Origin of the sequence: Streptomyces sp. NPDC057445 (assembly GCF_042802855.1) — a bacterium.
In the GTDB taxonomy this organism is placed as follows: Bacteria; Actinomycetota; Actinomycetes; order Streptomycetales; family Streptomycetaceae; genus Streptomyces.
On record NZ_JBHVDH010000037.1, the window covers coordinates 22629 to 35631 of the forward strand.

Consider the following 13003-nt stretch of genomic DNA (forward strand, 5'->3'; position numbering starts at 1 on the left):
ATCTCCAGGCAGATCCCGTCCCGGGCGGCCGCGGCGGCGAAGAGCGTGTTCGGGCTGTGCCGGCCGCCCGGATCCCAGGCGGGCGCGTACTGGTCGAGCCGCCGGTTCTGCCAGACCCTTTTACCGACCGTAGTTTGTGCTGTTCGTGATGTCTGTTCGAGCCTGTGGCGTGGACGTCACGGGCTCGTTTACCGACCGGGTTCAGGACGTTCGTCATGTTCTGGAGTCGGTACGGAGGACGAATGGTGCGGCACCTGGTGGTCGGGGATCTGAGGGTCCAGCGGATCGAGCGGAAGGGCGGGAGGAGATCGTGGACCGTCGTCTGGCCGGAGGGTGCCCTCCACGCCGAGGCCGATAGGTTCCTGCGCGTCCATGACGGCTCGGGCACGCAGAAGACCTACGCGTACTACCTGGTGGATCATCTGCGGTGGCTGGAACGCGAGTGCCTGGCCTTCGACGCGGTCCAACTGCGGGACCTTGAGCGCTACATGGGCGTCGTCGGCGCCGAGGTCCGCATGCCGCTCGGGGAGCCGTGGCGGATCGGCAAGCGTCCCTACGGCCGGTCCGCACTGTCGACTGCGGCGTCCTGCCTGAAGGGCTTCTACCTGCACCAGTCCTCTCTCGGCGTCAACGTGGACCTCGGTGGAAAGCTCGACGGCACGCGGCTGCCGTCGCGAGTGGACCGGCACCGCTCGCTCCTCGGGCATCTGAAGTCCGCGATGGCGGCGAACCCGCTCGCGCCGAAGGGACCGCACCGCCGGCACCCGAAGATGCTGCCCGACGGCGCGAGGGAGAAGTTGCTGGCGACGGTGAACTCGGCCCGGGACCGGATGGTGGTGACCTGGCTGGCCGACGGCGGGCTGCGGATCGGCGAGCTCTGTGGGCTGCACCTGGTCGACCTACACCTGCGCGAGAACGCGGCCTGCGGCGAGTGCCGTGCCCCTCACCTGCACGTCTGCCACCGGCTCGGCAACCCGAACCGGGCCGAGGCTAAGACCAAGTACTCCTGGCGGGTCGAGCACGGGACGGTCACCGGCGGGTTGATCAAGCGGGTCAGTCCGGCGATGGTGCACTCCTACTTCGAGTACCTCACCGGCGAGTACCCGCGCGAAGCCGGACACGGCATGCTCCTGGTCCAGCTGCACGGGGCCTGCGTCGGACAGCCGTGGGCGCCGGTCGGGGCCCGGCGGATGCTTGGCCGGGCCGGGAAGCGCGCCGGGCTCGGGCTGGTGAAACCCCATGCCTTCCGCCACACGTTTACTTCCGCGGTCCTCGACGCCGCCGACGGCAACCTGCTGATTGCCCGGGACGCCGGTGGCTGGGCCTCGGCTGCCACGGTCGACGAGGTCTACGGACACGTCGACGTCCACGACCCCGCCTTCGACTCCGCTCTGCGCGCGGTCTGGGGTGAGACGCGGTGACCACGACTGTTCTGGTCCCGGTGCGGGACGGCCGGGAGGGCCGGGACCGGTTGGAGATCATGACTGCGCTGGTCAGCTCTCCGTCCTTCGACCCAGTGTTCCGCTCGGAGATCGTCGAGATCCCGCCGGACCACCCTGTCTACCGATGGGTCTGCCTGGTCACCGACTGCGAGCGGCCGAGGATGGGCCGGGGCGATCTCTGCGGCGCCCACGAGACTGCATGGCGTCAGCTCCGCGCCGAGCGGTCCCGTGCGGACTTCCTGCGCACCGCCGATCCGGTCGGGCACGGCGAGGAACTGCGCGAGCGACGTTGCCGGCTCTGCCCCGGTCGGCCGGCGCGCCAGTTGACCCTGGAACTGTGTCATCACCACCAGTTCAGCTGGTATCACCACCGCGACCGGCACGGCGACGCCGCCGACTTCGACACCTGGCTGGCCAAGCAGCGGCCCCGGCCCGGATACGGACACTGCAAAGCCGTGGTCTGCCCTGACCTGGCGGAATCCCCCCTGGGGCTCTGCTATCGGCACCACCGGCGCTATCTCAGGGAGGGGGGGCCGGGCGGCGCCGCGCTGCCAACGCAGTGGGGCAACCGCTACGAGCGGGTCGGCCTGCCGGTGCCGGTCGCCTACGACAACAAGTCGGACTTCCGGTGGTGGTGCGCAAGGACGGCGCCCGTATCTCGACCAGGGCAGGTCAACCTCCGCAGCCTGCACCCGCTCCTGCGGGCCGAGATCCAATGGGGGCTGTCCATCCAGGCCCGTGGATCGGGCAGGCGTTGGGAACTCACCCAGATCCAGGGCCTGGCGGACTACTGCCGCGAGCACGGGCTTCATTCGCTCACCGACCTCGCTGCCGACAGCCTGGACCCGGAGAAGGAGAAGAGCCTGCTGAGCACGGCCGGACGGGACGCCTCCTACCTCGCCCGGACCCTCATCGACCTGCTCACCCCGCTCTACGTGACGCCGAAGCAGACTCGGGAGCAGGGCTACCTGAACACCGAGCACTTCGGCCGCAGGCTGAACAACCGGTCGCCGCGCATGGACCTGACCTCGATATCCCAGCGATGGCTCCGCGACCTGGCCTGGGATCACTTCGCCGCGATACTGCGCTCGCCGAGCTGTCCGCGCTCAGGTCACACCTTCGACGGCACCCGGCGAGCCTGCACCGAGCTCAGCGCCTTCCTGGAGGTCCGGGTGTCGGCGTACGGACTTTCCTCCCCAGTTGCGTACGGATGAACGTCCCCAGCTGTCAGGCCACGTCGTTCTCTCGCTCGATGGCCTTGAGGCGGTTCTTGAGCCGGTAGCTGGGGCCGTTGATGGAGATCACTTCGCAGTGGTGGAGGAGACGGTCGAGGATGGCGGTGGCGAGGACCTCGTCGCCGAAGACCTGGCCCCATTCGCTGAAGGTCTTGTTCGAGGTCAGGATGATCGAGCCCTTCTCGTAACGCTTTGAGATGACCTGGAAGACCAGGTTCGCCTCAGCTCGTTCGAGGGGCTGGTAGCCGACCTCGTCGACCACGAGAACACTCGGCCGCAGGTAGGTGCCGAGCTTGTTCGTCAGACGGCCGGTGGCCTCGGCGGCTTTGAGGTTGCGGACCATGTCGTCGAGGCTGGTGAAGTAGATCGAGTAGCCGGCCCGGCAGGCCGCGACCGCGAGAGCGACGGCGATGTGTGTCTTGCCGACCCCGGGCGGCCCGAGCAGGGCGGCGTTCGCCTTGCCGTCGACGAACGAGAGGGTGGCGAGGTCCTTGACCTTCCGCGGGTCGAGATCCGGCTGGAACGAAAAGTCGTACTCGTCGAGCGTCTTGTGGTGCGGGAGCCGGGAAAGCCGCAGGCCCTGGCGGAAGCGGCGGTCGTCACGGACTGCGAGTTCCTCGGACAGGACCAGGTCGAGGAAGTCGAGGTAGCCCATCTTGCCCTCGTCGGCCCGCCGGGTGTACTCGTTGATCGTTTCGGCCAGGTGGGGCAGGCCGAGCTTGCCGGCCGTGTTGCGGATGCGGGTGGAGACCAGCTCGCTCAAGACGTTTCCCTCGTGCTCGGACGGGTGGTGAAGGGGCGGGTTCCGGTCAGTTCGTCATAGACCGACAGTGGACGGCGGCCGACCTCGATGCGGGTGGCCGCGGCCCGGTTCAGCAGGGCCTGCAGAGGTCCTGCCTCCTCACCCAGCGGACGTTCATGGCGAGGCCGTGGCAGGACATCGCCGGTGGTGGTGCGACGCCCCTTGCCGGTGGGCAGACCGTCCCAGTGGGCCTCTTCGACGACGCGGACCCCGCGGCCGATCGCTCGCGGATGGGTGGCCAGCAGCGTCTCGCCGTCGACGTTCGCGATGGTGGAATGCAGCATGACCTGCGACTTCGTGGCCCGGATCTCGATCAGCTGACGCGGTCGGACCCTGCGTGCGGGCACCGAGTAGAGGTTGCCGCCGAAGGCGACCAGGCAGTCTTTGCCGACCGGCCGCAGATGCCGTTCGGCCACCAGATACGGAGCCTCCGGCAGCGGTTTGAGGGCCACGTGATCACGGGCCGCCCGCTCTCCGATGATCTGCTGGTGAGTCCTGTGGGCCTGAGCCCGACGCTGCGGCACCCATGCGGCGAACGCGGCGTCCATCTCCTCGATGGAAGAGAAGGACCGGCCGGACAGAACGTGGTCGCGGACGATCAGAACCTGCCGCTCGACACGGCCCTTGCCGGTGGGCCGGTAGGCGGCCAGAACGTCGATGTCGAAGTCGTAATGACCGGCGAACCCGACCGCTTCCGGATGCAACGGGACCGCCTCGCCGGGAGCTACGTGCCGGCGGACGACGGTCTTGGTCCGGTCGTAGACGATCGTCATCGGCACCCCGCCGAAGTGCGCGAACGCCCGGCGGTGGCAGTCGAAGGGTGGTGAAACAGCAGAACGGGTCGCGCGAGTACGACAGCGTCATGTGGAAGGAGTAGACCTTCCCGATGCCCATGTGGGCGAGGACCTTGCCCTCGTCGCCCCAGTCCACCTGGGCCTGGGCGCCGGGGATCACCTCGAACCGGCGGTGCATGCCAGCCAGTTCCTTCGGCGTGATGCCGAGTTCCTCGGCAATGCGCGGCCGGGCGTCCTGAACATAGAGCTTCACGCGCTGATAGGTGCCGGTGAACCCGTACTCCGAGGCCAGTCGCCCGTGGATCACCGCGGCCTTCATCAGGATCTCCGCCCGCAGCATCGAGTCGACCAGTGGCGCGAACTCGTCGATCACCCTCGCCTTCGACCGCCCGTTCGGCGACCGGCGCGGCGGGGTCGCCGGACCCGGCGCCGACAGATACTTGCGGACCGTCTTCCGGTCCAGCCCGGTCTCCCGGGCAACCTCCGACAGGCTGATCGCCCCGGATTCCAACAGACTCCGGAAACGCCGCAGTTCCAACCACCGATGCGGATCCAGGACCACCGTCGACCGCCTCCCGCCGCCTCTCACCGACCAAGCAGCAGAGTGCCGAGCAGCATGCCTCAACGCATCAACAACTGTCCCTTTTCATCCGTACGCGGGTGGGGACGTCCACGTGTACGCCGACACCGGGCCCCCGGCGGCGGTCACGACCCGAAGCTCCTTCGGCCGGAGCACGTCCACGACTTCGCAGCCGACCAACGGCTGCGGGAACTGGACGGGCTGCCGTCTCTGGGAATGAAGGGCCTGCACGGGAAGCCGTCCATCGTGACCGCCTACACCCGGCAGATGGTCTTCACCCACACCCGGCGGATTCTCCTGGAGGCCCTGGAATCCGGCGAAGCCGAACGGCTCGGCCTCGACCGGGGTTTCGTCACGGCCATGCCCTCTCCGGGAAGGATCATCACTCGGACACGAAGCCCCTTCTCCGATGAAGTCGCCCAGGCCCTCGCCGCTGAGGCGAACCTGCAGACGCTCGCCGCCTGCCACGACCCGGCCGACCGCGGACTTCGCGAAGCCTGGGAGACCATCGTCGTCACCGGACGGCGCTGCAGCGAGGTGATCAAACTGCGTCTGGACTGCCTGGGTCGCTACGGCGGGCTCCCCATGCTCTGGCACGACCAGACGAAGGTCGGCAACTACGACGCCGCGATCCGTATCCCCGAACAGCTCCACCAGCGGCTGGAGGCCCGACAGCGCAAGACCCTGGCGTTCTTCGCCGTCCGCCACAACCGCCCACCGATTGCGGAGGAACGCGCCCACCTGCCGCTGTTCCCCAGCAACCAGCGCAACAGCGACAGCCGCCGGCCCCTGTCCTACCAGTGGTTCCACCGGGGCTTCAAGGCATGGCTCAACGACCTCGACATCGGCCGGTGGGTGCCCCATCAAGCCCGGCACTCGCTGGCCACCAGCCTGCTGCGAGCCGGAGCGAGCCTGACCCACATCCGCCGCTACCTCGGTCAGGTCTCCGAGCGGATGGCCGAGCACTACGTCCACCTCGCCCAGTCCGACCTGGAGGACGTGCTCCAGCACGTCTGGGTCGCGGGCCCCGGCGCCGCCAACCCCGGCGAAATCCTCACCGGCGACCTCACCCCACTCACCCGGGAGCACGCCATGGCCATCGCGATCGACCTCGGTCGCCGCAGCACCCCGGCCGAGGGCGGCTTCTGCACCTTCCAGCCCGTCGTCGACGGCGGCGACTGCCCCTGGGGTCTCAACTGCCACTCCTGCGACAAGTTCGTCCTGTCCGGGGCTGATCTCCTCTACTGGCGGCGCAAGCGCGAGCAGTGGCGACTGCTGGCAGAGGGCGCCCCGGACGACGCCACCGCCGACTACCTGCACGCCTACTTCGAACCCACCGCCCGCGCCATCGACGGCCTGGAGAAGGCCCTGGCCGGCCTCGGCCTCCTCGACGACGCCCTCGCCCTGGACCTGCGCAAACCCCAGGACTACTTCCACCGCGTCTGGTCCACCGCCTTCCGCGCCGCCGACCTCACCGACGCCGGCCACGACGAGCAGGACCAGACCACCACCGACGAACAGGAATGCGCGTGACCGCCACCGTCCCCGGCCCCCGCACGGCCGCCGCTCTCGCAGCCCGCCGACGCGGCACCGAAGCCGCCCTCGGGCGCGTCCGTGACGCGATCACCCGGATCCGCCGCGAGAGGGCCCAGCTCAGCGTCGCCGCGGTCGCCCGCCGCGCGAACGTCTCCCGCACCTTCCTCTACGACCACCCCGACGCCAGAGCCGCGATCACCACGGCCATGTCCGAGACCGGCGAGCGCCGGGCCCAGTTGCTCGCCGACCAGGACGAGGCACGCGAGGCGACCTGGCGCGAGCGGGCCCTGAACGCCGAGGACGCCCTCAAAGCCGCCCACGCTGAGATCCTCGCCCAGCGCACCAGCATCGGCGAACTCCTCGGCCAGGTACGCGACTTGCAAGCCGAGTGGACCCAGGAGGCCATCCAGCGGATCACCACCGAGAACACCACCCTCAAACAGCGCGTCCGCCAGCTCACCTCCGACAACCGGTCCTTCGACGAACGCCTCAAGGCCGCCCGCTCCAACCTACGGTTCCAGGACCGCCGCGTCGCCGACCTCGAAGCCCAGATCGCCGCTCCAGCGGGCTGACCCGACTCGACCGGTGGCCGTCGCACCCCTCGTGGGGCGGCCACCGGCCGTGGCGCACACTTGGCCGATGCTGTTGCCGTTTATCCCAGAGACCGAGGACGAGCTCATGGTCGGCGGAGCCAGCCCGGATCTCCCATGCCCGGCCTGGTTGTCCTTCTTCAGTCTGCTGCAGAAGAACGTCCTCGACCGCCGGAGCTGGACCACCCGCGAGGAACTGCGGACCGCGCTCGTGACCTGGATCGAGCGGACCTACCACCGCCGCCGCAGACAAGCCGCACTCGGCCGTCTGACCCCCGTCGAATTCGAGACCGTCATGACCACACCGGCCCTCCAGGCCGCGTGAGCGAACCTGTCACCCGAACCTGCAACAGACCCTTCGACTCAGGTAACCCCCGTGACCGCGCTGCACCCCAAACTCGGCAGCACGATCGTCCAGGCACCATCGGGGAGCGCGTTCCTCATGGCGACGGGAATGACGACCCTGGGGGCTTTCCGCATGGCACTGGAGGAGTGCCAGCACTGCGCGCGGAAGCGGTGGGAGGAAGCCGCCCTTGCGTCGTTCGCTGCCTGCACGGGCATGAGTTCACGATCACCGCGATGAATCCACGTACTCCCGGGCGCGTGCCGGGGAGTACGTACGGATTCACGACGGGTTTCGACGGTGCCGACGACCCCTGCGTTACGTGTCGCGGCATCTCCCAGACGCCCAAGCTCGTGGAATTCAGGCGCCGCGCCCGCGAGCAGGACGTGATGATCCTGGACGCCATGTCGGACCGCATCGCCCAGACTGTGCGCCTGTGCTGCGTTGCGGGGCACCTGACCTCGGTGGGCATAAACACTGGGTTGAAGCGCGAGTTGCTGTGCGCCCGCTGCAGCGGAGCGGGCGTTCGCCCCGAACCAACCGTGTACTACGTGGTGACCGATGGGGCCATGGTGAAGCCCGGAATCTCCTCGGGTGACGGACGAGGACGGCTTGATACCCACCGCATCCAGCACGGTCTGGGTCAAGTCCGCAGGCTCATAACCGACCTGCCCGTCGGCGCAGCTCGCGATGTCGAGCGGCATGTCCTGGACTGCTTGGCCAGCCAGGGCATCTGACCGGTGATGGGCTCCGAGTATTTCGATGCCGCGCATATTGACGGGTGCTGGAACTGGCTGACGGGTGGTTCGCAGCGAACCTGCCGAACTTCCCGTGGACGATGACCGCCTAGCGTTCCCTTTCGACTCTCGCCCCGGCGACCCGGAGCTCGGGCTCCTCGATCTGAGCTGCCCCGAGTTCCGTAGAGTCCGGTGATCTTGTTTCAGGCGGGCTGCGGGGCGGCCTCCTGTTGTCGCCGCCAGTCGCGTTCGTACTCGGCGGGTGGTACGTAGTCGAGGGCGGAGTGGAGCCGTTCCTCGTTGTACCACGTGACCCACTGGAAGATCGCCCGTTCGACCTGGTCGACGTCCTGCCACGGCCCTTGCATCTCGATCAGCTCGGCCTTGAAGGTGCCGTTCAGGGCTCGGCCATCGCATTGTCGTAGCTGTCCGCGACCGAGCCGACCGAGGCCGAAGCCTGGATGCCCAGATGGGTGCAGAAGGGGAAGCACCTCGGCATCGACGCGCTCATCGGCCCGCCCAAACTCCCACCCGGTTGGAGGGCACGCGACCTCACCTGACCTCAATCACCCGTCCATTGAGATCCCTGCTTCGCCCTTGGCAAGAAGGATGTGGAGGTCAGGGTGGCCAGCAGTAGGACGAGCAAGTGGTAAGCCGGGCTCACTTGACGGATTCGACGGCAGGTATGCGGAATGAGGCGGCTCGTCGGCTCTCGGGCTGAGTGGTGTCCGGGGCGAGGGCGCGCGGAGCGGTGCGGATGTGGTCAAAAGTTGCTACCGCGGAGGAATCGGCAAAGCAGCTATATCCATCGCCCGGTCCAGGCACACTGGCATGTGGCACAGACGGCTACCGACCTCACCGGGGCCGCCCGCCAAGCGTCCAGGGGTCGGGGCGCGGTGCCGGACGATCCAGTTTCCGTACGCGAAGGAATGGCGCGTGACGGCCCGGCGCGCCAACACATCCCGTGTACGACGCTCTCCGCAATGCCCTGCCCGAACTCCTTGGCGGTGTCGGGGCCGCCTTTCTCCTTTCTATCTCCGCCTGGGTCGTTCGCGAGGTCCGTGTCCGTCGAGATGGCCGACCAGCTGGTCCGCAGCCAGATGCTGTCGCAGTTGTCGCGAGTCCTGGGGAAGAGGTGAGTCACCAACCGGTGTCTCACCTGGTCTGCCAAAGGGCATCTTTGCCCCAGCTCCGCCGGTACACCCTCCTCGGCACAGTCACCGCCGACGGCAGTCCGGCTCAGGTCACCAGCACCCGACCCGCCGGTACCATCATCACTTACCGCGTCAGCGACTGCGCCGAGCGGTTCGAGTTGACCGACTTCCTCCTCTACGACGGCACCTTCGCCGCCGAGCCGCTGGATCGCTATCTGTAGTCAGACGAACCTCGTGGGCGCCAGCGCCTGGGGTCGTGGATGCCGGTGAGGAGTTCGAGCGGAACCGTCCTCGCCATCACGGGCGATCCTGACGGTGTGTCGGGCATTGCGCCGATCTCGGTGGCGGCCAGGGGGCTGGCGGTGTCGTCGAAGTAGTGGGGGTTTGTCATGGCCGATGGCAGGCAGATCAGCCGTCACAAGAGCAGGCACGAGGCTGAGGCGGAGGCGGCGCGGTTGTCGGCCGCGAGCTCGCCCCTCGCATGGGTGCCGAACTTCAAGTACTGCGGCCGTTGTGTCGATGCAGTCGTCATGGCAAAGAGTCAGCCGCAGGTCATCGTCCATGCCCCCGACGGTCGGGGGTTGCGGGAAGTCAGTGTCGGTGGGGCGAGCGTCGGACGGGCCTGGTCGATACGGGACCTTCGCAGGCTTCTGCGGCGAGCCGGGCTGCCGGCCGACATCGATCTCCACAATCCGGGGAAGGTCCGGTGGCGGGCGGATGCGGACCTATGGCCGGACCGCACGTGGCAACGGCGCGCCACCGCCTGCCTCATGGCCCTCGGGATTGCGACCTCTGCGGCTGTGCTGTTCCGAGTCGGACTGTCGGACACACTGCGGGCGCTGACCTTCGGCGGGCGCGTCTTGGGGGTGGTGTTCCTGGCCGGAGCGTTGCTGGAGGTAGCTGCCGCTGCGGCGATCGTCGACTACTGGGGCAAGAGGACGGTGAGATACTCCGGACCGTGCGTGGTGCTGGGCGTCGTCATCGCCACCGTGACGAGTGCGATGCTCCTGATCCTGCAGTGGGAAGCGGGTTACTTCCACGGGTGGTTCTGGCTGTGGATCGCCCTGGTGGTCTGGTCCGGTTGGGCGGTGTGGGAACTCAGCCAGCAGAAGGCATGGCGGGGCGTCCCGCACCCGAGGAGCTTCGCGATCAGCCTCGCCCTGTCGGCTCTGGTCGGGGCTGCGAGTGTGGCCTACTCCTCGATGTACAGCCCCTACGTCGCACCGCCCAAGGTGCCTTTCAGCGTCTCCTTCGGGAAACCGACCCTGAATCCAGTACATTCGACCCTCTACGTGCCGGCACATTTCACCTTCCGAAACGAGGGATCGGTCAGCATCTTCGTCGTCGGAACTCTGTGGAAGGCCACCATGTGGCCGTCCACGTTCACGGAGAAGGGTACGGACTTCGAGACGTGGAGGTACGAGCTGGGCGACGGCTGGGACACCCACCGCCACGAGAGCTTCCAGAGTCCCACCCGCATGCTTGCGGCAGGTCAGATCAGCCGGCCGGGCGGCCGCCTCGATCCGGGAGACGACTTCTCCACGAACGAGGTCATCGAAGTACCCCTCAAGCCCGGAGACGGCCGGCTCGAACTCTTCGCGAACATCTCGTTCATCCGAGCCGACCGAGGCAAACTCGCCAACAGCTACGCGGGCTCCCTCGAGCGCTCGTGGAACACCCGCTCAGTTACCGAGGAACATCAGTGGGATGCTCCGGATTGGCTGGCGCAGCCTGGCGACGAGTTCTTCCGTTACAGAGCCAGGATCTACCGCACCAGCACGATCATGAACATGACCCAGCCTCCGGACTGGGCCGCCTTGTGGTGGGTAATTCCCCGGTCGAACAAAGGGAGATCGTTCGCGCTGGGGGACACGGATCCGTTCATGGCCGTCCACATCGCCCGCGACCCGAACAGCCAGGAGAGACTCACCGAGGCGCAGCAGGAACCCTACGGAATGAAGACCCTGGACCTTCGTATCGATCGGCCGGTCGCCTTGCTCCGCCAACTGGCCGAGAAGCCTTGAGCCGATCCAGCCCGAGAGCCAAGCGGGCGAGCCGAGAGCCTGGTCGACCCTTTCTCCCTGCCCCACGCCATCACCCGGATGCCCTCCCGCTGTCCGTATCCGGTAGGGCGTGGCCCCAGAACGACGGTGCTCCGGGCGGTGATTCGTGTTGGTATCGGCTTGTCCGTATTGCAACGGAGCAGGATCCAGGGGCGATTGCCGGTCCTGTCCTTCGACGGAAGCCGCGGCGGCCGCGATGGCTCGGTCCAGCTTGGCTCAGACCGTAGAAGAGCTGCACGGGACGCGTCGCGGGCCCCACGACAGCGGCGGCTCGGAACATCTGCTCGGCCTGTTCGGCGGCATAGGTCCTGCGTCGGGCACCGGTGTCGGGTCCTCCCGGCGGATTCCAACGACTAGTACTCCAGCAGGATTTTGCTGTCTGACCTGCGGGTTTCGCTGGACGGCTGGAGTGTAGCGGGCTGTGGAGTGGTCGGGGGCGGTCTCACGGAGGCCGCCCCTCGAACGTGCGACAACGCCGCAGGTAATGACAGTGGGTGGGAAAGCTCCCCACGTGATCTTCGAGAGTGCTGCCGAGCAGTGGGACCTTGAACTGGACGACCTCTTCGTGACCATCGGTCATCGCTTCGGCCGTGTGGAACTTCGCCGCCGCATGCGTGACTACGTACGCGGACTGCTCGCCCCGGTGGCCCGAAAGAACAGCTGGCAGCTGGCCGAACAGGCAGGCCACGCCACCCCCGACGGTCTGCAGCACCTGCTCGCCGGCGCGAAGTGGGAGCCCGACGACATCCGCGACGACCTGCAGCAATACGTCGCCGACAAGCTCGGTGAGGACGGCGGGGTCCTCATCATCGACGACACCGGCTTCATCAAGAAGGGCACCACCTCCGCCGGGGTTCAGCGCCAATACTCCGGAACTGCTGGCCGCACCGAGAACTGCCAGATCGGCGTCTTCGCCGCCTATGCCTGCGGCCGCGGACGCGCCTTGGTGGACCGGGAGTTGTATCTGCCCAAGTCCTGGGCCGAGGACCGTGAACGCTGCCGCGCGGCCAAAGTCCCCGACGACCAGGCGTTCGCCACCAAGGGCGAACTGGCCCGGCGCATGGTGCTGCGTGCCCTCGCCTCGCCGCTGCCCATCGCCTGGGTTACTGCGGATTCCGCCTATGGACAGGAGAGTCGCTTCCGTCGGCTGCTGGAGCAATCGGGCGTCGGTTACGTGCTGGCCGTGCCCAAGTCCCAGTTCACTGTGGGCTGTCCCCGCATCGAGGGCCTGTTCGCACAAGCCCCGGCCGAGGCGTGGGAGAAGATCTCATGCGGAGACGGTGCGAAGGGACCGCGCGTCTACCACTGGGCGGCGGTGCGGCTACCGGCCGTCGCCGAGTTCGACTACCAGGGCGAGGTCCCCCATCGGATGCGGTGGGCGCTGGCCCGTCGCAGCATCCGCAAGCCCGACGAAATCGCCTACTACCTCGCCTACGCCCCCTTGGACGCCACCGCCCGGGAGCTGGTGCGGATCGCCGGGTCGCGCTGGGCGATCGAGGAGTGTTTCCAGGCCGCGAAGAACGAGTGCGGCCTGGACCAGTACGAAGTCCGCCGTTACGTGGGCTGGTACCGGCACATCACCCTCGCCATGCTCGCGCACGCCTTCCTGGCAGCCACGACACACCAGGCCAGGAAAAAGTGCCCCTATGGTTTTCGTCAAGCGGTAGCGATCTTGGGCGGTTCGTAGAAGGTGCCGTCCCGGAGCATGGCGAAGAGGACGTCGATGC

9 protein-coding genes and 4 pseudogenes are annotated in these 13003 nt (G+C 67.7%); 9 read left to right on the plus strand and 4 right to left on the minus strand.

What is annotated here, in order from left to right; translation table 11 throughout:
• Window positions 1-242 precede the first annotated feature (242 nt).
• Both ACFU5O_RS36205 and ACFU5O_RS36210 read left to right on the plus strand, forming a co-directional pair.
• On the plus strand, window positions 243-1421 hold the full coding sequence (locus ACFU5O_RS36205; protein ID WP_384246980.1) for a tyrosine-type recombinase/integrase: 1179 nt from the start codon (window positions 243-245) through the stop codon (window positions 1419-1421).
• Window positions 1418-2656, plus strand: coding sequence for a hypothetical protein (locus ACFU5O_RS36210; protein WP_384246982.1), 1239 nt, complete (start codon window positions 1418-1420; stop codon window positions 2654-2656). Before ACFU5O_RS36205 ends, ACFU5O_RS36210 begins: the two co-directional genes overlap by 4 nt.
• A gap of 13 nt (window positions 2657-2669) precedes the next feature.
• On the opposite strand, the gene istB is transcribed toward ACFU5O_RS36210, so the two are convergent.
• Window positions 2670-3440: an IS21-like element helper ATPase IstB gene (gene istB, locus ACFU5O_RS36215; RefSeq protein ID WP_384246984.1), complete on the minus strand. Its 771-nt coding sequence runs from the start codon at window positions 3438-3440 to the stop codon at window positions 2670-2672.
• A pseudogene (gene istA / locus ACFU5O_RS36220) lies at window positions 3437-4835 on the minus strand (IS21 family transposase). The gene istB and the pseudogene istA overlap by 4 nt, the downstream one beginning before the upstream one ends.
• 264 nt (window positions 4836-5099) lie before the next feature.
• On the opposite strand from istA, the gene ACFU5O_RS36225 reads away from it, so the two are divergent.
• The 4 genes and pseudogenes from ACFU5O_RS36225 (at window position 5100) to ACFU5O_RS36240 (ending at window position 8059) form a co-directional block, all read left to right on the plus strand.
• Window positions 5100-6386 (plus strand): tyrosine-type recombinase/integrase, encoded by a 1287-nt coding sequence (locus ACFU5O_RS36225; RefSeq protein WP_384246987.1) that lies wholly within the window; start codon window positions 5100-5102, stop codon window positions 6384-6386.
• Entirely contained in the window at window positions 6383-6961 is a 579-nt protein-coding gene (locus tag ACFU5O_RS36230) for a DUF6262 family protein (RefSeq protein ID WP_384246990.1), read from the plus strand. The genes ACFU5O_RS36225 and ACFU5O_RS36230 overlap by 4 nt, the downstream gene beginning before the upstream one ends.
• A gap of 151 nt (window positions 6962-7112) precedes the next feature.
• A pseudogene (locus ACFU5O_RS36235) lies at window positions 7113-7304 on the plus strand (IS3 family transposase); the annotation flags it as partial.
• A gap of 371 nt (window positions 7305-7675) precedes the next feature.
• Window positions 7676-8059 (plus strand): hypothetical protein, encoded by a 384-nt coding sequence (locus tag ACFU5O_RS36240; protein WP_384246993.1) that lies wholly within the window; start codon window positions 7676-7678, stop codon window positions 8057-8059.
• Window positions 8060-8262: 203 nt separating this feature from the next.
• Here the strand turns inward: ACFU5O_RS36240 and ACFU5O_RS36245 are convergent.
• Window positions 8263-8507: pseudogene (locus ACFU5O_RS36245) on the minus strand (integrase core domain-containing protein); the annotation flags it as partial.
• 732 nt (window positions 8508-9239) lie between these two features.
• Between ACFU5O_RS36245 and ACFU5O_RS36250 the strand changes: the two are divergent.
• Together ACFU5O_RS36250 and ACFU5O_RS36255 are read left to right on the plus strand one after the other, a co-directional pair.
• The gene (locus ACFU5O_RS36250) at window positions 9240-9434 is read left to right on the plus strand and encodes a hypothetical protein (protein WP_384246996.1); all 195 of its coding nucleotides are present in this window, start codon (window positions 9240-9242) and stop codon (window positions 9432-9434) included.
• 549 nt (window positions 9435-9983) lie between these two features.
• Window positions 9984-11237, plus strand: a complete 1254-nt coding sequence (locus ACFU5O_RS36255; protein WP_384246998.1) for a hypothetical protein — start codon at window positions 9984-9986, stop codon at window positions 11235-11237.
• Between the two features lie 70 nt (window positions 11238-11307).
• Here the strand turns inward: ACFU5O_RS36255 and ACFU5O_RS36260 are convergent.
• A pseudogene (locus ACFU5O_RS36260) lies at window positions 11308-11595 on the minus strand (hypothetical protein); the annotation flags it as partial.
• A 195-nt stretch (window positions 11596-11790) separates the two neighbouring features.
• On the opposite strand from ACFU5O_RS36260, the gene ACFU5O_RS36265 reads away from it, so the two are divergent.
• Window positions 11791-12963 carry an IS701 family transposase gene (locus ACFU5O_RS36265; protein ID WP_384247005.1) on the plus strand — a complete coding sequence of 391 codons (1173 nt, stop codon included), beginning with the start codon at window positions 11791-11793 and terminating at the stop codon, window positions 12961-12963.
• Window positions 12964-13003: the final 40 nt, after the last annotated feature.